Origin of the sequence: Natronomonas salina, from assembly GCF_013391105.1 — an archaeon.
Taxonomy (GTDB): Archaea; Halobacteriota; Halobacteria; order Halobacteriales; family Haloarculaceae; genus Natronomonas; species Natronomonas salina.
Genome location: NZ_CP058335.1, coordinates 1,600,817 through 1,620,058, shown reverse-complemented (window position 1 = coordinate 1,620,058; position 19,242 = coordinate 1,600,817). Strand labels below are relative to the sequence as shown.

At 62.9% G+C, this 19,242-nt stretch carries 17 protein-coding genes; 10 read left to right on the top strand and 7 right to left on the bottom strand.

The window, feature by feature from the left end; all coding sequences use genetic code 11:
• The first annotated feature begins 71 nt into the window (after positions 1-71).
• The 4 genes from HWV07_RS08615 to HWV07_RS08600 all read left to right on the top strand — a co-directional run bounded on the left by HWV07_RS08615 (position 72) and on the right by HWV07_RS08600 (position 3,096).
• The gene (locus tag HWV07_RS08615) at positions 72-326 is read left to right on the top strand and encodes a hypothetical protein (protein WP_178333908.1); all 255 of its coding nucleotides are present in this window, start codon (positions 72-74) and stop codon (positions 324-326) included.
• Between the two features lie 144 nt (positions 327-470).
• Positions 471-773, top strand: a complete 303-nt coding sequence (locus HWV07_RS08610; protein ID WP_178333907.1) for an AbrB/MazE/SpoVT family DNA-binding domain-containing protein — start codon at positions 471-473, stop codon at positions 771-773.
• Positions 770-1,198, top strand: coding sequence for a PIN domain-containing protein (locus HWV07_RS08605; RefSeq protein WP_178333906.1), 429 nt, complete (start codon positions 770-772; stop codon positions 1,196-1,198). Before HWV07_RS08610 ends, HWV07_RS08605 begins: the two co-directional genes overlap by 4 nt.
• Positions 1,199-1,695: 497 nt before the next feature.
• Positions 1,696-3,096, top strand: a complete 1,401-nt coding sequence (locus HWV07_RS08600) for a hypothetical protein (protein ID WP_178333905.1) — start codon at positions 1,696-1,698, stop codon at positions 3,094-3,096.
• Between the two features lie 6 nt (positions 3,097-3,102).
• Here the strand turns inward: HWV07_RS08600 and HWV07_RS08595 are convergent, their stop codons facing one another.
• Together HWV07_RS08595 and HWV07_RS08590 are read right to left on the bottom strand one after the other, a co-directional pair.
• Positions 3,103-3,531 carry a type II toxin-antitoxin system VapC family toxin gene (locus HWV07_RS08595; protein ID WP_178333904.1) on the bottom strand — a complete coding sequence of 143 codons (429 nt, stop codon included), beginning with the start codon at positions 3,529-3,531 and terminating at the stop codon, positions 3,103-3,105.
• Positions 3,531-3,776: an AbrB/MazE/SpoVT family DNA-binding domain-containing protein gene (locus HWV07_RS08590; RefSeq protein ID WP_178333903.1), complete on the bottom strand. Its 246-nt coding sequence runs from the start codon at positions 3,774-3,776 to the stop codon at positions 3,531-3,533. The genes HWV07_RS08595 and HWV07_RS08590 overlap by 1 nt, the downstream gene beginning before the upstream one ends.
• 406 nt (positions 3,777-4,182) lie before the next feature.
• Here HWV07_RS08590 and HWV07_RS08585 point away from each other — a divergent pair, with 406 nt between their 5' ends.
• Positions 4,183-8,172: an ATP-binding protein gene (locus tag HWV07_RS08585; RefSeq protein ID WP_178333902.1), complete on the top strand. Its 3,990-nt coding sequence runs from the start codon at positions 4,183-4,185 to the stop codon at positions 8,170-8,172.
• Between the two features lie 1,196 nt (positions 8,173-9,368).
• Here HWV07_RS08585 and HWV07_RS08580 read toward each other — a convergent pair.
• On the bottom strand, positions 9,369-10,103 hold the full coding sequence (locus HWV07_RS08580; protein WP_178333901.1) for an SDR family NAD(P)-dependent oxidoreductase: 735 nt from the start codon (positions 10,101-10,103) through the stop codon (positions 9,369-9,371).
• A 270-nt stretch (positions 10,104-10,373) separates the two neighbouring features.
• Between HWV07_RS08580 and HWV07_RS08575 the strand changes: the two genes are divergently transcribed.
• The gene (locus HWV07_RS08575) at positions 10,374-10,745 is read left to right on the top strand and encodes a DUF7344 domain-containing protein (RefSeq protein ID WP_178333900.1); all 372 of its coding nucleotides are present in this window, start codon (positions 10,374-10,376) and stop codon (positions 10,743-10,745) included.
• Between the two features lie 145 nt (positions 10,746-10,890).
• On the opposite strand, the gene HWV07_RS08570 is transcribed toward HWV07_RS08575, so the two are convergent.
• Complete coding sequence (locus HWV07_RS08570) at positions 10,891-11,166, bottom strand: hypothetical protein (RefSeq protein ID WP_178333899.1); 276 nt, start codon at positions 11,164-11,166, stop codon at positions 10,891-10,893.
• 91 nt (positions 11,167-11,257) lie between these two features.
• Entirely contained in the window at positions 11,258-11,536 is a 279-nt protein-coding gene (locus tag HWV07_RS08565) for a hypothetical protein (protein WP_178333898.1), read from the bottom strand.
• A gap of 883 nt (positions 11,537-12,419) precedes the next feature.
• Between HWV07_RS08565 and HWV07_RS08560 the strand changes: the two genes are divergently transcribed.
• Together HWV07_RS08560 and HWV07_RS08555 are read left to right on the top strand one after the other, a co-directional pair.
• A complete protein-coding gene (locus HWV07_RS08560; RefSeq protein WP_178333897.1) occupies positions 12,420-12,614 on the top strand; it encodes a hypothetical protein in 195 nt (64 codons plus the stop codon).
• Positions 12,615-12,802: 188 nt separating this feature from the next.
• A complete protein-coding gene (locus HWV07_RS08555; RefSeq protein WP_178333896.1) occupies positions 12,803-13,912 on the top strand; it encodes a polysaccharide deacetylase family protein in 1,110 nt (369 codons plus the stop codon).
• Between the two features lie 88 nt (positions 13,913-14,000).
• On the opposite strand, the gene HWV07_RS08550 is transcribed toward HWV07_RS08555, so the two are convergent.
• Together HWV07_RS08550 and HWV07_RS08545 are read right to left on the bottom strand one after the other, a co-directional pair.
• Entirely contained in the window at positions 14,001-14,267 is a 267-nt protein-coding gene (locus HWV07_RS08550; protein WP_178333895.1) for a HalOD1 output domain-containing protein, read from the bottom strand.
• Positions 14,268-14,901: 634 nt separating this feature from the next.
• Entirely contained in the window at positions 14,902-15,255 is a 354-nt protein-coding gene (locus tag HWV07_RS08545; protein ID WP_178333894.1) for a hypothetical protein, read from the bottom strand.
• A gap of 1,376 nt (positions 15,256-16,631) precedes the next feature.
• Here HWV07_RS08545 and rdfA point away from each other — a divergent pair.
• Both rdfA and HWV07_RS08535 read left to right on the top strand, forming a co-directional pair.
• Complete coding sequence (rdfA, locus tag HWV07_RS08540) at positions 16,632-17,204, top strand: rod-determining factor RdfA (RefSeq protein ID WP_246279855.1); 573 nt, start codon at positions 16,632-16,634, stop codon at positions 17,202-17,204.
• 55 nt (positions 17,205-17,259) lie between these two features.
• A complete protein-coding gene (locus tag HWV07_RS08535; protein ID WP_178333892.1) occupies positions 17,260-19,197 on the top strand; it encodes an archaea-specific SMC-related protein in 1,938 nt (645 codons plus the stop codon).
• Positions 19,198-19,242 lie beyond the last annotated feature (45 nt).

Below are 19,242 nucleotides of genomic sequence, written 5' to 3'. Positions count from 1 at the left end.
TACACACTCCCTGTGGCGCTTCCAGGCAAGAGCGCCGAAGACATATATGGGCTCAGCGCGCCGAGACGTGTATGGACACCGATACCACAGACCTCATTCTGACGCTGTACGCTGAGCAGGAGATCAGCGAATACGCTGCCCGCGAGTTGCTCGACGACGAGACCATCGACCACTACAACGAGAAGCTGGAGCAGGCCCGACACCTGTCCGGGCAGCAGAGTGGCGGCGACGCGATACACGAGTGGCCCGACGACATGCCCCTGCCATATGGCCATCTGTCCGAAGACGAGTATTACGGGACGGATTCATTCGCGACTGACGACTGACGACGAGCGGAGCAGTTGTCAGCTCCTGGAGTGTGATTACTCGGCATCATTCGTCATGGGCATCACGTCTGCGACAGTCACCTGACAGGGTATGCCAGAGACAACATTAAGTATTACTGGAGAAAAGTAATGGATAGAGATAGTATGAGTAGCGAGGAGTCTGAACAGGTGGTGTCCGTGTCGTCACGGGGCCAGGCGACAATCCCCAAGGCGTTTCGGGAGGAGCTCGGCATCGAGACACCTGGCCGGGTGAAGTTCGTCCGGACCGAGGGCGGGGAGATCGTCGTCCGGCCGATCACCTCGTTGACTGACTTCCGGGGCGTCCTCGCCGGAGCGACCGACGAGGAGGGCCGGACTGCCACCGAGCGACTCGAGGCCGAACGTGAGCGAGACAGGGCCGACGAGGAGGGCCTCCGGGAGCGGTACGCCGGTGACGACGAGGAATGACCGAAGGAACGGACCTCCCCGAGACGATCGTCTTCGATGCCGAACCGTTGATCGCGTACTTCTGTGACGAACCGGGCAGCGACACTGTCGAGACGTACGTCGAGGCTGTGGAAGGCACGTCGGATGGATACATCTCGGCGGTGAACCTCGCGGAGGTCCACTACGTGGTGCGGGCGATCGACGGCGAGACCCGTGCTGATGCGGTGATGGATGTCCTTGCGGAGAGCGGGATCCGACGCGTCGATACGGAGGAGACGTGGTCGGCCGCTGCCGACTTCAAATATAGATATGCGCCGGCGCTGGGTGACGCGTTCGCACTGGCGACGGCCGCGACGCTGGATGGCACGCTCCTCGCCGGCGCCGACGACGATTACGACGACGTCACCGAGGTCGCTGTCACCCGCTTCCGAAGCGACGGCGTCTGATTCGGCGACCGGCAATGAACGCCACGTTGGCGAGTGGCTGACCCATGAACGGACTGAAGGGCCGTAGATTTCTAGTGGGAGTTCGTCTGGAAGTCGGGCTAGGATGATTCGGTAGCGGCTCCTATCCATTTCGTCCGTCCGCTACTCACTGTCCATCTCCGAGTCACTACCCCGCTAGCCGAACCATGTGTGGCAGCAAGACGGATCTTCGGTCTGCACTCGCTTCGAGTGAGAACTAACCCTGGGGGACTGAAAGGGCGGGGCGTGTTCGCGTTCAATCCAGGCGAGCGACCGCGAGCGCGCCGAGGGCTTTCGAAGTTCACTCCTGAGGCTCTCCAAGTCTGTTCTCCAGATGGAGACCGACGGAATCGATCACTCTGGCTCGCCCGTGTCGTCCCAGCTATCGCCACGAGTTTGTTGTCAATTGCCTTCTTCCCACGCGATACTTACACAGAAAAATAGCAACAAACATCCCCCGATACAGCCGGCGACTAGGGATGCAGCAGGCTACCAGCGACTCCATCCACGACGAACCGCCGACGACGCTCGGCCCCGACCCAGGCTCCGCGGACGAGCCGGTCACCCTCCCAGAGGGCGCTCTCTCGAAGGGGTGCTACGTGGCAGGCGACAGCACACCGTTCCAGACGGTCCTCTTCCAGTCGTGGTGTGTCGAGTGGGCGGAGGCCGGTCACGGCTTCTGTTATCTCCATCCGACCGGCCCAGCCCCCATCAAGCTCCTCGAGCGCCTCCCGGAGGATCGCCTCGATGACGTCGTCTGGATCGATTTCAACCGAGGCCCGTACAGCGACTACGACCTGGAGGCGCGACAGCGCGTCCAGATCGACCCCTACGAGGTTCCGGAGCAGGACCCCGTGTTAGGTGGCTTCGACCCCGTCGGCCAGCGGATCAACGCCGTCCTCGAGATGGCGCGCGAACAGTCCGAGCTGTACAACTGGAACGTCGCCCGCATCATCTCGGCGGTCTTGCCGTCCGTCCTCCAGGACGAGGTCACCGCCGAGCTCAACCGGCTCGACGCGCTCGACCGCGCCCTCTCCCGGCTGGGCCCGCGTCTCAGCATCGAGTCCACGATCCGGTGCCTCGGACTGGAGCGCGACGATTCGACGGTTCGGCAGCTCCGGGCGGCCGCCCTCCACTCGAAAGCGGACGTCAACAGTGCACGCCGCCTCCTGACCAGTCACCGCAACGGCCACTATGGCCACCCGGTCTGTGGCCCGACGACCTACGACGTCGGCCGCGCCCTCGAAGAGGACCACATCGTCCTGGTGACGGCCGACATTCCGGAGCTCCGCCAACGGTCGCCACGTCGCCCCAAACAGCTGGGCGCCCGGCTGTTCGTCGCCGCGATCTGCTGTCGACTCCTCGCGGCTGCACAACCGCCCGGCGACGTCACGCAGGCGTTCCCCGTGGTCGTCGACGGCGTCCGACCGTTCGTCGCCGACGACGGTGCGCTGCTCGCCGCCCTCCTCGAGTACGCGACCCAGACGCCGCTGGCGCCCGTCTTCGGCGGGCCACCGGCACCGTTCCTCAGGGACCGCCTCGAGACCGCCATCACCGAGCACACCGCCAGCCGGGTCGCTATCCCCGACCCGGATCTCGCGATTGACCCCGATGGGCTCCTGATGGAGGCCTTCCAGGCCGACCCCGGACGGCCTGACTACTGGGACGACCCGATGACCCAGGTCGATCCGCGGGTGAACACCCCGCCAGGCGAGCCCCCGCAGGGGTATCTCGCAACTACGGCTGCGGTGGGTTCCGAGGACCGCCCCCAGGCTCATGCCTACCAGCCCAGCCCGCCGCCCGAGGTGCGACACGACGAGGTGACGGTCACCGCCGCCATCGACAGTAGCGTCCGCCGTCACGGCGCCGAACCGCCCTGACCAGGGTCAGCTGAACGGGTTCTCGGCCGTCTCGAGGCGCGTCAGGCCGTCGACCGCGTCGAAGTCGGTATCGAACGAGTAGAGGTACTCGAGTTCTGCTCGCTCCAGATACGCCACGAGCGTCGCATCCACGAACGAGAGTTCGTCGTACCGCCGGAAGAGGGCCTGCGCGGCGGCGAAATCCGCCTTCGGGGCATGGACGAGTTGGAAGTGCGCCCCCTCGATGAGGCGGTCCAACAGCTGGTTGGCTGCATCCGCACCGAGTTTCTCACGCGAGAGGTTCAGTGTCTCCACGACGACGTAGTTCGTGACGAGTGCGTCCGGCAGCGCCCCGTGGTCGATGCCCCGGACGATCTCCCGGGCACGGTCGTGGTATGCGTCACGGGCACTCACACTGGCGAACAGAACGTTCGTGTCCAGGAGCGCGCTCCCCATTACTCGGCCCCGAACTCGGCCTCCGCGTCGACCGCGTCCGTCTGCCCGGCGTCGACGGGTTCGAAATCGTCGAACACCCCTTCACGCTGATGGACGATCTCGACCGAGAGATCGCCCTCGTCGTTGGCGGTCCACCGGAGCTTATCGCCTGGCTCGATGTCGAGTTGTCGGCGGAGGGCCGCCGGGATCGTGACCATCCCACGGTCGCTGACTTTCGTTTCCTCGGCCCCTCTGTCAGTTCCCATATGGGGCTATACCCACCCAAGACCCATACATGTTACTCCACATGTGGTGGCGTCCCCGACCAGAACTGACTCTCTAAAGACGAAGCGATGTCGACGGCAACGCTTCGTCGGGCGTTGCTCACCTGTGGATGCAGGTCGCTGGCATTCTCTTCTGGCGGCCTGATTGTATCTTGCTTTACTCAATGGCGATAATTACGCGGTGAATCACCACTAAGCATACGGTGGCTCTCACGAGGTCGCGTATGCCGAGTGCGACCAGACGTGCAGGGATCGCTCTACCAACGATGACACCTGGCCGCGGCGTCGCGTCCGCCTTGACGCCTATGCGTCGGCAGCCTCCCAGTACTGCCACTCGTGCCGGCGTCGCACCGCCGACCGACTGTCACCGGGCCGCCCGAGAGTAGGAATGTCAAGTATACCCGATTTACTGGAATTTCTCACCGAGGAGCGGCGCTACCTCCGAATCCAGCCGACGGAGGACCCACTGCAGCCGGCGACGATCGAGCGCTCGATCACGAAGCTCCATCGACGGGCCCGGGGCGGTGGCGACTACCCGACCTACGAGTTCCTGCTCGCCGCGGTCGGCGACAGCGACGACGCCGGCACGCGGTCGCTAGCGTGGTTCGTGGGCGTCGCGGGCGATCCATCGGCCGATGCTCTCGCCGCGACGAGACGGGCGCTCACGGCGTGTCTGCCCAGCAGCTACGACGTCGTCGAGACCACCTGCAGCTACGCCGACATCCTCGAACTCCCGATCGAGATCGACGACCGCGAGGCCGAGACCGAACCCCGGGATGAGGACACTCCGATTCCGGACTCGGGAGCGGACCCGTCCGACGAGCAGCCCACACCAGTGCCGTCGACAGCCGCCGACCCGGACGTGGACGACCCACCTGCCTCCGACGAGGAATCGGCCATGGCGGCGCGGCTGGACCCGTCGGCGCTCGCCTCGGGGATACAATCACTCGGGGCGGCGGTCGCAGACCAGCTCTCGCATCCGGACCCGGAGCCGGCCCAGCCGGTTCTGCCGGACTGGGAGGTCGCGGGCGTCGAGTTCTTCGGCGTCGGTGATCGCCCGGACGACTGGCAGCTGCCACTCCAGGAGATGCAGGCCTTCGAGGGTGCCGCGTCGAGCCAGCCCGCGTGGCCGCTCGCGAGCGTCTGTGACGGGCTCGCAGAGGGCGACGCACCGACGCTCGTCCAGTTGCTCGTCGAGCCGAAGCCCGACTGGAGCTACGACCGCGACAGCCGTACCCTCGCCCTCGAGGAGGGGGAGGACCTGTACCGCTATCAGATCGGCGAGGCGATCATCGAGATGCTCTACGGGCCGATGGACGGCGGCGGCGAGTCCCGCTCGAGACAGGATCGAACCGGGACGGACGCGGGCCGGCACCGTGGCGCCGGCGCGAGCGACACGCCGACTCGGACCCAGACGAGATCGGGGACGCGCCGGGAGTCGGACGCCACCACCGCCCGGCAACCGTCTCAAACGTCGTCCATCGCGGCCTCGGAAGCCCGGCGTATCCAGGCGCTCGAATCCGTCGACACCCGGCGGTCGTTCACGGTCAACGCCCGCGCTATCGCACTCGAACGTGGGGCGAACGCCGACACTGCGGACGAGACGCTCCGGCCGCTCGTCGACGCCTTCCGGGACCTCGAGGCCGACCACTATCGCATCCGGGGCACGCAGTATCCGTTCGGCTCGCTCGAGGCGGCCCGGCTCTTCGAGCGCGTCCTCACCCGCGAGTTCGACGACACACCGAAGCGCCACCGCCACATCGTTCCCCTCGTCCCGAACGAGAGTCGTGCGATCGTCGCCGACCCGGCCTCGGTCGGCGCTCTCTGCCTGCTGGGCGGGGCCGCCCTCTCTTCGCCCGCCGGTCGTGCCCTGGCGACTACCCCCTCTGCGAAGACCGGCCTGGAGCTCCCGTCACGGGCGGTCCTCGACACGTACCTCTCGGCAGGCGGCATGCATATCGGCCATCCACAGACGGCGAATCGCGAACTGCTCGACGCGACGGTCTCGCTGCCACCGGCCGCCCATCCGCTCCATACGGCCGTCTTCGGCAGCTCCGGCGCCGGCAAGACCGCCCTCGGCCACGACATGGCCACGGGTGCCACCGACGCGACCGAGGGCGCGACGATCCTCCTCGACTCCAAGGGCGACGGTGGCACCGATGCCTTCCTCCGGGCACACTTCGCCCGCCACGGCGACCTCCAGGACGTCTATCACTTCGATTGCGGCGACCTCCTGCCGGCCTTCCCCATGCTCACCATCGAACCGCAACTCGAGGCCGGTATCGACCGTGCGAAGGCCGTCGAAAACGTCGCCGACCGCTTCATCGAGGTCCTCGCCGCCTACATGGGCACGGAGGACTTCCACAACGCCGAGTCGTCCGTCGATGTCATCGAGATGCTCGTGAAGGCGCTGTTCGACCCGATCCACGGCAGCGACACCATCACCCAGTACGAGCTGCTCGAGGCCTGCGGCCACATGCACTACTCGCAGGACCCGCCGACGGTCTCCGACCCGTATCTCCGGATGTCGCTGGAGGACGTCACGGCCAACAGCCCGAACACCTTCGACAACATCATGACCGGCGCCGCCCGCCGGATCAAGAAGGCCTCGAAGGACGCCCGCCTCCGCCCGCTGTTCAACGACCACGGCGACCGCGATGTCGCGTTCGACCTGCTCGACCATCTCGACGAGCAATGCGTCATCGTCATCGACACCAGTGACTACCGCGAGGACCCACGCAGGCTCCTCACGCTCGTCATCGTCTCCCAGCTCTGGACGGCGCTCACACGCCGCGTCGAACGAAGCGACCCACACGAGGACCTTTCGCAGGTCAACCTCTTCATCGAGGAGGCCGCCGACGTCGCCACCGCAGATATCCTCGGCGAACTCCTCTCGCAGGGCCGTGCCTTCGGCGTCGGCGTCACCCTCATGATGCAGTTCCCACAGCAGGTCCGCGACGCCAACCCGCGGCTCTTCCGCGAACTCATCATCGACATCGGGACCCACATCACCGGCCGCGTCAACGACCCCGGCGCGCTCGCCGCCCCCTACACGACCGGCGACCTCGACCGCGAGACCGTCGCCACCCGCATCGCGAACCTCGACCGCGGCGAGTGGCTCGTCCGGCTCGGCGACCCCTGGGGCGACGAGCGGCCCCTGCCGTTCGTCTGCCGATCACGGCCACTCCCACGGGGCCACCCCGACGGCGACGAACCGCTCATCGACAGCGAGGAGACCACCTACCAAGCCGAACGGACACTGCTCGAGACCCGGATGTATCGCCAATACGGGATCGCCGTCAGCGAACACACGCATACCGGGACGGCCGACGCCGACGGGATGGCCGCGTCGGATGTGATCGACCAGCCCGCAGGGGAAGCGGACGCCGACGCCGCAGACACCGCAGCCGGTCAGGCGTTGCGCACGACGATTCCCCACTCCGAGCGGTTCCCCGACTCCGTGACGTATCGTGACGAGCCGCCGTACCCGCTCGTCTGCCGGCACTGTGAGACGCGACACCCGCCGACTACCGACGGGATGGGCAACGCCATCGAGTGCTGCCACGACCTCGCGGCCGTCGACCGCGAGGACATCCCCATCACGAGCGTCGACCTCTCGCTGACCGCTACCGAGCGCCGCGACAGCGACTACACCGACGCCCAGCTCCGGTTCCTGGCGGCCGTCTACATGGCCCACCAGCAGGCGTTCAACCCCGACCTCGAGTACGATCTCGTCGTCGACTCGATGGTCCGCCTCCAGGAGTACGTCGGCATCGACACCGATGGGGTCCGCGAGCTCGTCGAGGATGGCCTCCTCAAACGCGACTGCGACCATCCCCATCGGCTGTACACCGTGACGCCCGAGGGCCGCGACGAGATCCAGGTCGGCCACCGCGAGGGCGTCGCCCACGGCGACGGCCAGGGCGACCTCAGCGAGTCCAGCTTCCACGTCGCCCTCACCGAGGTCGGGAAACGCTTCCTCGATCAGCTGTTCGTCGCCGACCCGGACCACCCGGCCGTGGAGACGCGCAAGTACCACGACGTCGCGGACGGCCGCCTCGACGTCGCCGCCCTCGACGCCGACGGCGACGTCGTCGTCGCGCTCGAGGCCGAACGCATCAACCACGATCTCGCCGAGGCCGTCCCGACCGACTTCGACAAGATGGCCAACTGTGACCCCGAGGAGGCGATCTGGGTCGTCAAGAACCGCAGCGCCGGCCACGAGGTCCTGCAGGCGCTCAACGAGCCCGCCGACGGCGTCCCCCGTGTCGAGAAGACCTACAGCGAGAAGATGCGTCCCCAGGAGTTCACCATCGACACGCCCGGGCTGACCGACGTCTACACCTTCCAGTCGATGCGCAACGCGATCGACGACTGACCCGCCTCCGCCCACCGCTCTCCTGATTGCTTCACCGGCCCCTGGTCACCGCTCTCTCCTCCCGATGGAACGTCACAGTCCCCGGTTGGACCCACCGGCTGCTGGCACCGGCACACTATGACAGGATTGTGGTACAAACGGCTACCGCGGCCGGTCGAGCCGGCCGCCGTAACTCCCTATTCCCTGGGTGGCACACTCGGCGCTCGAACCCCGTTGCCATCGCCTCGCTCCCGACCGAAATACTTCAGCCCTCGAATCATCCGCAAGAACATTTCTATCACCGAAACTGGTGCGCTGACTGGAGTCAAGGCGAATCGACCGTCGACCGCCGTGTTCGCCCCGTTTGATATCTGCCGTGAGACGCCGTCTGAATACGGTTGAGAACAGAGTAGACTAATCACATACGCTTGTTGATTGGACGTGTTTCTATCGCGAAACCACTGGCATGCATCGGGGTGAAGTACAGGCTAAGGCTGCTTCAAACGTACTCTTATCACGAACTGTATGTCTCGGGTGCCTGGCCCGGATAGCGGAGAACCAACCGTAACAGCCGTATCGGGCCCAATCATGCACGATTCTGCGATCTCTCTCCCTCGCCGGATACCGACTCGCTGACCTGTGAAAATCGCACGACAGCACCGGGGTGAAGTAGATTCCAACAGGTCGAACCGCCGACGCCGCGATTGCCGCTACCGGCCCGTCCCGATCAACTTCCCCACGCCCATCAACAGACCGCCACGAGAACCCTGCTGCAACCCGCCTGCCAGCCTTGCTCCCACCGAAACCCGATCCCGAGGGCCCACCACGCAGCCATCCTGTTGGACCCCCGTTCTTCAGCCTGCTTCGTCGTGTATTCTTGCGGCTGAGCGCCGCTCTGTAGCTTCGACCCCGGTCAGATCCGTTGGAAAATGGATTGTTCTTGGGAAACCCCCGGTTTTCGGTGAGACGGACGCGGTAAACAGGTCAAAGAGTTGCTGTATCGTTGTATTTCGAACTGAAGTATTCGATTTGCACAGTATTTTCCCGACCTGCGTGGGAGCCTAACTGTTGACCGGGAGTCCACGTAGCTCCACAGGTTCGGGGTGCTACAAAATGATACGGAATTTGAGGTATCGGAGCTGGGTTGATCGATTCAGTCCTCTTGGAGGAATCCGAGGAAAGATATCTTCGATAAAAGTTTGATATTGGTAAGTTGACTACTCCAGCCGTTGCTCCCATTCCTCGGCAGTCTTCGACTCGCCGGTCACGCCGTCGGGTCCTTGGGCGGCCAACAGCACCGCGGCGTCGTCCATCACGTCGGGGTCGAGGATCTGTTCGCGTTCCTCGTCGGGCAGGTGCGCCCAGATGTCCGTATCGACACGCCCGCCAGGGTCGATGGCGTTGGCTGTGACGCCGCGATTCTCCGCCTCCAGGGCGGTCACCCGGGTGAGTCCCTCGAGGCCCCACTTGGAACTGACGTAAGCGCCGGCGCCGCCGATTGCGTGCCGACCGAGCCCCGAGGAGACGTTCACGACGTTGCCCGACGCCTGCTCGTACATATGGGGGAGCGTCGCTCGAGTGAACAGGAAGACGCCCTTGAGGTTGACCTCCAGGACGGTATCCCACTCGTCTTCGGTGACGTCCGTCAGTTCCTTCCGGTCGTCCTGCATCCCGAGGAGACTCACCCCGGCGTTGTTCACTAGCGTGTCGATGCCGCCGAACTCCTCGACGGTTCGCTCGACGACCCGGTCGACAGCGTCGGCGTGGCGTACGTTTGCCGGCGCGACCAGCGATTCACCAGGCAATCCGTCGGCGACGGCGTCCAGCCGCTCCTCGTCGCGTGCGGTGAGCACGACCCGGGCGCCTTCCTCAGAAAACCGCTCGGCCATGGACTGACCGAGCCCGCGACTCGCACCGGTTACGATGATCCGTTCGCCGTCGAGTGTAGCCATGAATCGACCGATGGTCGCGCCGGTATTCAAGGCTCGTGCCACAAGTGACGTGCGGGACAGTGCAGACAATTCCGGGATTTGGCCTCCTCCGGTTTGCAGCGACGCGCTGACTCGTCTCTCCGCCGTTCACCGACGGAGACCGGCCTGACAAGGCCAATTGCGAGACGATCACGAACACCATCGCGATTCCCCGCGTCTCGTACATCGCATATATAGACCCACCCATGCGAGGCGAGGAGCGTATGCTTTGTCAACGGTTCTCATATACTGATGGTTTCCAGACAACAGTTTGCAGAACACCCTCCAGCCCCGGTCGATGATCTGTCGCGGGACACCGTTTTGCGTCTCATAAGCCAGCCAATGCGTCGAGCCCTCCTCGCCTGTCTCGACCAGCGAGACGTCCCTCTCGCCGTGGCGGACGTCTCGAAAGAGATCGTCCAGCGAACCCGCGATAACCCTGGAGACGAAGTCACGGAGAATGAGGCCGAACATTGCTACCTCTCGCTCTATCATCGGGATATCCCCAAGTTAGCCGACTACGGAATCGTCACGATGAACTACGAGGAGAATACCGTCGAGCTGACGGCGCGCGGCGAAGCACTCGTTCGTAATCAGGACGAGCTCCTTACGCAGATGCTGTAGCAATCGATTCATCGAATTCGGCTCCTCTAGGCTACCTGCCTCCCCGTTTTTGTTTGCGAACTGGCGGTACTGAAGCATGCAGTGTCTGAGCACTCGAGACTCGACACCGGCGGTGAGGGGCGACCTGCAGAACGGAGTAGAGTAGTTACCGCATCTCCTCGAGATCCAGCCAGTGCGACGAACAGATCACACGGCCTGACGGGGAGACTGGCCCGACGGTCTGGGCTGTCGATTCCTCGATCTGCAGATGATCGACGCCATCGATATCACGGGGGGTGACGGCGTATTTGACAACATCGACCTCTTCGATGAGGCGCGTCCCCGGTCCCTCACAATCCGTATCGACCCACGCCCACCCATCGGCCGTCCGAACGGGTTCGATGGCATCCTCGGGACCACTTCCTGCACTCGTCTTCGTCATCACGGGCGTCACGAATCGCCCATCGGACTTTGGTAATGACTCAGTAGACGTCGGTATAGGCGGACTACGAAGCGATGGGCGCCAGACGCAACTACCGCATTTCGTCGAGGTCGTAGAAGTGAGACGACTGTATCGTACAATCCAGGGCCGTTCCAGCGTCCTCGCTTTCAGCGTCCACCTCGGTGATCTGGAGGTGGTCGACGCCGTTGACCACACACGAGATAGCGGCATACTCGACATCTTCGACCGTATCGATTACATCCGGCCCCTGGCTATCAGACCGCGTATCGACCCATGCCCACCCACCATCGCGGGTCGGTTGGAGTTCGATGCCATCGTCTCGCTCATCGCCCGTGGCAGGCTCTGACATTACAATTAGACAAAGCAGACGCACGTACTTCGGTATCTCCCCTTTAGAGTTAGGTGTCCGGTCGCTCCAACGGGCGTGATACTCGAGGCGGCGCCCGCTAAATCGGATGGCATAGAGGGAAAATTCTGTCTCGTCGGCCTGGTAGTCGCCACGTGCATCCACGGAACCGGTTCAATCCATAGAGGGTCCGTAGATCTCAGACCCGGACGGAGAACTGGTTATCGCATTCCTGGCATTCGTAGACCCGTTCGACACCGTATTCGAGGAGCGTTCGATCCACCGTCTCTGACACCCGTTCGCGACAGCGCGGACACGGTTCTCCCATGCGGACGAGCCTAGGTCGTGTCCACGGATACCCTTTCGACCATATATCATAGGCTGTGATCACCGTAACAACACGGGGAATGAACGGAACCCTCGAGTTCTCCAAGCCCCGAGGGGTATCTGGTCATCGTATTTCTCCTCTCAGGAATCGAACGAGCGGTATGGTCAGTCGACGAACGTGGGCTCGGCTCGTGTTCTTCTGCGAGCTCTGCCTGTTCCCACTTCCGATAGCCCCGTGGGAGCGACCCACCGACGATGACGGCGATCCCATACCCACTACGCCCGACTGACCGACGCAGAAACGCTTGCTACACAGGATTGCGGAGGAAGACCAGATAGATGATCACGCCCGATATTCCGAGGAGGGTCAGCGCACTCCCCCCGAGCCAGAGGAAGAGGCCGTGTGGCATATCTGGTGAAAGTATTCTCGCGCATAAATCTCTGTGGTGTCCCCGGGTCGGTACGACGACTTCGGCGTGCGAGCCGGATTCGAGAGCCCATCGACTGGGAGCCGTGCCAATGCGAGTGTTAATGGCGTCCGAGCGAAACACCCTGGGCTATGCCCTCTACAGACGAACCGAGAACGTCGCCGTATCCCATCGAGGTCGTTATCGGACTACTGTTCATCAGTATCGTCGTCGGAATCGTCGCCTGGGACGAGGTCGTCGCGATGGTCTTCTTCGTGCTCCTCACAGTCATCTATCTCCTGTATCGCATCCTGCGGACACTCGAACTGATCGCGACGAAACTGTGACAGAGACTCACTTCGAGGAATCGACCGGGGCAGTCGACACCTGGTAAACCTCACTCGGATGCTATAATCACCACATACTGTTGTTCTAATGACGTTTATTAGAGTACTATGTTCGTCCTTAAGCGGTTCATAGCAAGGTGCGTCGTGGGATATCGCCCTGAGAGATGCCCTCTGAACGAGCGGGTGCGATGGCTGACGATGATGAGACGCCAACAGACGAACGGGGTTCGGGAGGCCGCGGCGTCCAGCGCCGGCGTGTACTAGCCACAGCCGCAGGCGTCGCAGGTCTCGCCGGCTGTCTCTCCTTCGCCAGCACCGAGTCACCCAGTACCGAAACTGCCACGCCGACGGACGACGACGAGTTCTCCGATCCCGGAACAGAGACTGAAACGCCCGATGACGACCCCGAGCCGTTCCCGGATGGGGGTGCGGTCGCGTTCGTCTACGACGACGGGCCGCTGTCGGATTACACGAAGGCATTCCCGGCCCACCGGGCGTTCGACGCCCCGGCGACGTCGTGTATCGTCCCGGAGTGGATCGGGACGTCTCGATCGACCGGCGAGATGATGGCCGTCGACCACCTCGAGGAACTCGCCGCCGCCGGCTGGGAGATCGCCTCGCACACGAGCGGCCACGAGCCGCTGGGGTCCTTCGAATTGACGGCCGACGCCGCCGCGGGTGACTCGCGAGTGTATCCGGCCGAGATCCGCCACGGCCACCACCCGGGCAAGCCGGTCGAGATCACCGACGGCGACCGGACGGTCGCCACGACGGTCGCCGGCAGCGGTCGCGACGAGTCCGGCGAGAGTTACGTGGAGCTCGCCGAGTCACTCGACACGGCGTTCGCGGCCGGCGACAGCGAGATCCGCCACCCGCCCGAGCTGATGGCCGAGACGCTACAGGAGTCGAAGCAGGCCCTGGAGCGACGCGGCTTCGAGGTGTCTACGCTGCTCGCACCGTACGACCAGTTCGACGCGTACTCGGCGCGGTTCGCCAGCGAGTACTACGAGGTCGTCGCGAACGGCGACCACGGGTCGATCATAACGTACCCCGGGGAGTACGAGCCGCTGTGGACCCAGCGGGACTACTTCGTCGAGTACACCAGCCGGGAGACCGTCCAGAGCGCTCTCGACGAGGTGGCCGCGACCGGCGGACTGGGCGTCCTCGGGGCGCACACCTTCAAGGAAGAGGTCACGGAAGCCCGCATCCGCGAGACGCTGGAGTGGATCGAGGACCGGGGAATCGAGGTGCTGACGATGGGCGAGGCGGCCCGACGGTTCGAAGCGAGCGAGGCGTAACGGAGTCCGGCTTCGGTGCAGGTGAGGTCGGCATGCAGGTTTGCAGTGTCGATTCGACCTCAGATATGCGACAACCGAACTGGAGGCGTTATAATCGGGTACGCTCGGGGGACGGACCGCTGGGATCGGTGAGTCCGCCTTCCGTGACGGCGCAGATCGAGACGTCGTCTTCGCCGGTGATCGTCACCGTATAACCACAGTAGGTGAACTGGATACTGAATGGCCCGTCAACCGAGTCGATCGCTCGTTCGAGTGCGTCGACGTCGATCGTCTCGGCCAGCGGCGGGAGCTCGAGGGGGTCCCGCTGCGCTAACTCTCCGACCCTTGAAACGATGGTCGTTGCGATATCCATCATCCGTATTTCGTCGGTGATACGGATAAGGAACGGCGTTATCTAGATTCTGGGTGACAGACAGCTAACTGATGAGAAGAGACGACTGAAGGGTTGATCCACCCCGAAGACCCTGGAGTAAATCCGACCCCAACTGGCTGAACTAACGACTCACGAAGACGAGTGGACTACCTCCTCGTGGGGGACAGATGGAGTACGTCCATCGGAATTTTCGGCGCAGAAGGGATACCCATCTGACTGGTCGAGACTACTCTTCTTTGCGGCCTCGTTCGGCAGAGGATCGAGCAGTCAGGCGGTTCTGTCTCCTCCGCGTTCAGAGGATGTTCTCAGATCACCTACTCCGGATCGGTCTCTACAAGTGGGACAGGGGGTGTCACCCGGAGAAAGTGATTGGTACTCGCGAGAATCCACCGGGGGGTTGAGACGAGGGGTGGGGCGTCGGTGGATCCTGGCAGATCGAATGGGTGACACATCTCGCGTGGAGTGCTGTCGGGCCACGTAACCCGACAATCGATAATGCCGCATCCACGGAGTAAAGATTTGTTACCAAAATAATCAAAACATGCGGGCTAGCAGTTTCCCCGTCTGTTCTCACCTCTTTAACTCGGTGAGCACGCCGATTGCGTTCTCGGTCGGATTACTCCTGGTCGGTGGAATCGATGACAGCGATCAGACCGGCGACGCGTTCGTTGCGCGGCGTGGACGGGTACGCCTCGGGTAATGCTGTCGCGGCTATGGAGGCCGGTGAGAGCTCCAGTCCTCGGGCGATAGTACGCAGCCCGAGTCCAAAGAGGACTGTCCAGACCGCCTGGATAGCGAGATAGGTGGGTGGGTACTGGGTCGGGGGCACGCCACCGAACGCCAGCGTCGGGTGCAGCGTCGCCAGGATGGCCAGCGGCAGGAGGAGGACGATGAAGACACAGCCGGCGAGGAGGCCGAGGAGCAGCGTACAGGCGAGACCACTACCGAACAGCCGGATGGCGGACCGCACGTCATCGGTAGTGATATCGCGAACGGCGTAACCGGGAAGCATGCCCACTACTCCGCACCGGCGTGATGAGTGGGTTCGGACCAGCTATACGCTCGAGAGCGGCGACACACTCAAGGCATCATGCGAGCCGAACTGAACCTCCAAGCGGCCGTCGACGTCGTCTCCGACCGGTCTCAAGCGCGCTCGCCGCGCGTGCCGATTGCAGCACGTCGGCCAGCGCGATTCGCTATCATGTGCAGTCGCCTTGGTACTCGGTGGACGCCCTCTGCAAGCTCAATCGAACGGGGCTGCTGGGCACGATTGCCATCCCTGGCTCCGATCCACAGTCCCTTCCATCACTCACACCCGCGTCCTTTCCAGGAACAGCGAGAGGCGGTCTGTTACGACCGCAGACCCGCGTCCACAGGCTCGAACCCGCTCCGAAAGTGAGCAGTTCGTGTCCAGGTGTGAAGCGGACCTGCCGAACCACCGCCTACACGAGGGCGCCCGTGCCGCATGGCGAGTTCGCTCACCGGGTTCGATACCGAGGCAAACCGGCCGCTGGCTCCCGAACCAGGACCTCTCCCAGCGGGGGTTGGCCGTTCGGCTCCGTCACCAGATCTGGCGTTCGCAACACTAGGCCGCGATCACTGAAACCCGTCACACCCCCCGAAGAACGGGGTTGTATCCACCGTTTTCCATATCTGAGATGCAGCCTCGACTGAGGAACTTCTTACAGCCGCGATTCGATATCACCAGGTTAGCCTGTTCTCTACACCGACTTCGACTCGCCAGATCGGAAACAACACCCACCATCTCTGCACTTCGTAGCCGTAATCGTGTACAGCTATCAGCAGTATTCACGTTTCGGAATTGAATTTGGCTGTATCTTCGATATATAGGGTTCCGAAGGGTGTATCTCTAGGGAGTGGCCCGCTAATCGAGCGGCGATCATGCGATATCCGTTTTAGCAAATAACCTGTCGACATCAATTTCAGATATTATGCATAAACTTTCTAACGTGTAATGGCTAAAACTGACTGAGAAGGACATAGATAGGCGATAGCAAGGTATAAAACGAAATATATAGATGTAAACGTCTACTCGCGTTAGAGGCCCGGAAAGATGCGGATAAGTTGGCTTATATGCGGAAACTGGTGTTATTGATGCTCAGTACTCATAAAGACAAAATATGGATAGAAAAATAATAAGAATAGTGCCATGATGCTGGCACTAGGTTCGATATTTCGATAACACAGCTATGTTTGTTACAGGCGTGTGAGCGGAGGTGACCCGGTCTCAGGTCTCAACGAAAGGTTCTCCGTGAGGCCCCGTATATTCGGTGTAAGGACATGACGGAGGACTCTAATACGTCGGGGAGGGGGAGACGCAGCAAGGTGGGACGCCTCATCGACGAGTACGACCTCCAGGGGCTGGGCGCCGAGATGGAACGACGCTGGACGGACGACGAGGATCGGTGGAGTCTACGCGACCTCGCGGACCACTTCAATCAAGCCGTACTGGAGGCGGCGATGGAGGCTAATGGCGTCCAGACCCTCGACGGCGAGGTCGAGAACACCTATCGTCTGTTGAACAGTGACGATGTCGGGAGTGCCGACCGGACACGTGCACGTCGTCGGCTCGAACGGGATGGAATCGACGTCGATCGGTTGCAGGACGAGTTCGTCACCTACCAGGCGATCCGCAGCTATCTCACGAAGTACCGTGACGCCGAGTACACCCCAGACGAGACCGATCCGCTGGAACGGGAGATCACGAACATCCAGCAGTTACGGGGTCGAGTGGACTCGGTCACGGAGGGGAAACTGGAACAATTACAGAGTAGCGGCGCACTCGATATCGGCACGTTCCGAACGCTCGTCGACGTCCGCGTCGTCTGTGAGGACTGCAACACCCAGTACGACGTCCTCGAACTCCTCGAATCAGGGAGCTGCGACTGTGCTCCGTAGTCCTTGATGATTACAGTCACTACATTTACGTCACGTCCCGCGTGAGACCCACGTAATGAGTTCTCGTCAGAAGACTGACCCCGTCTCGATACGGGCGCGGAACATCGGCGGAATCGACGAGACCGAAGTTACGTTCTCTCCGGGTGTGACCGTGCTGAAGGGCGAGAACGCGACGAACCGGACGTCGTTCCTCCAAGCGATCATGGCCGCCCTCGGCAGTGACCAGGTGTCGATGAAGGGCGACGCCGACGAGGCCTTTGTCGAACTCGAGCTGGAGGGGGAGACGTACACCCGCGAACTGACACGTCAGGGGACGTCGTTCAGCAGTACTGGCGACCCCTATCTCGAGGATTCGACGATAGCGGACCTCTTCGCGTTCCTGCTCGAATCCAACGAAGCCCGACGAGCGGTCGTCACCCAAGAGAACCTTCGCGATCTCATCATGCGGCCGATCGATACCGACGAGATCCAGCGTGAGATCGACCGGCTCGTCGAGGAGCGAAAAGAGGTCGAACGCGAACTGGAGGAGCTCGATTCACTGAAGGATCGGCTCCCGTCGCTGGAGGAGCGCCGGACGCAGCTTCGCGATGAGATCGAGGAGACGAGCGAGGAATTGGCGTCACTGGAGGAGGAGATCGAAGAGCGCGACGCGGACGTCGAGGAGACACGCGAGGAGAAGGCCGAACTCGAGGAGCGGTTAGAGGAGCTCCGGGTGAAGCGCTCGACCATCGAGGACGTCCGCTACGACCTCGAGACGGAGCGCGAGAGCCTCGAATCCATCCGGGCCGAGAAGCGGGAGGCAGCGGCCGAGCTCGACGAACTCCCGGAAGCGCCGATCGGGGACATCGACGAGCGGGAGTCACGGCGCGACCAGTTGCGTGAGAAGAAACGCCGCCTCGAGTCGGAGGTCAACGAGATACAGAGCGTCATCGGGTTCAACCGGAAGATGCTGGAAGACGCCAGCGGTGACGTGCTGGACGCACTGGAGGAGCCGGCGGACGACGTCACCGAGGAACTGTTGCCCGACGAGACGGTGACCTGCTGGACCTGTGGCAGCGAGGTCCCCGAAGACCAGATCGAGACGACCGTCAGTCGCCTCCAGGAACTCAGTCAGAACAAGCTCGGGGAGGTAAACGACATCGAGTCAGAGATCGACGAGCTGTCGACGGAGATCCGGGAGCTCCGAGAGCAGCAACGGAAGCGCGAGAAACTCGAGCGTCGCATCGACGAGGCGGAAGCCGAGATCGAGACGAGCGAGGCGACCATCGACCGGCTCGGCGATCGACGTGAGGAACTCCAAGACGAGATCGAATCCCTCGAAGCCGAGATCGCGGACCTGGAGGACGACTCGTACGAAGAGGTCCTGGACCTCCACAAGGAAGCCAACCAGTACGAGTACGAACTGGGACGCCTGGAGGGCGACCTGGAAGACGTCGAAGCCGAGATCGCCGAGATCGAGGCCCGTCTCGACGACGAAAGTGAGTTAGTCGAGCGTCGCGCCGAGATCGACGCCGAGATCGAGACGTTGCGGACGAAGATCGATCGGATCGAGTCCCAGGCCATCGAGGCGTTCAACGAGCACATGGACACCGTCCTGGACATCCTCGAGTACCGGAACCTCGAGCGCATCTGGCTGGAGCGGGTCGAACGCGAGGTCCGCGAGGGTCGACGCAAGGTCACGAAACGCATCTTCGAGTTGCACATCATCCGCGAAACCGAGAGTGGCGCGACGTACGAGGATACGATCGAGCACCTGAGCGAGAGCGAACGAGAGGTGACCGGACTCGTGTTCGCGCTGGCGGGCTACCTCGCCCACAACGTCTACGAGACGGTCCCGTTCATGCTCCTCGACTCGCTGGAGGCGATCGATTCGGACCGAATCGCGACGCTCGTGAACCATCTCGAAGAGTACAGCGACCACCTCATCGTAGCTCTGCTGCCGGAGGACGCCGAGGCGCTTGACGACAACTATCATCGCATCACCGACCTCTGAGCGACGATATCGGGTTAGCTGTCTGTATCGGGCCGGGTTAGTTGC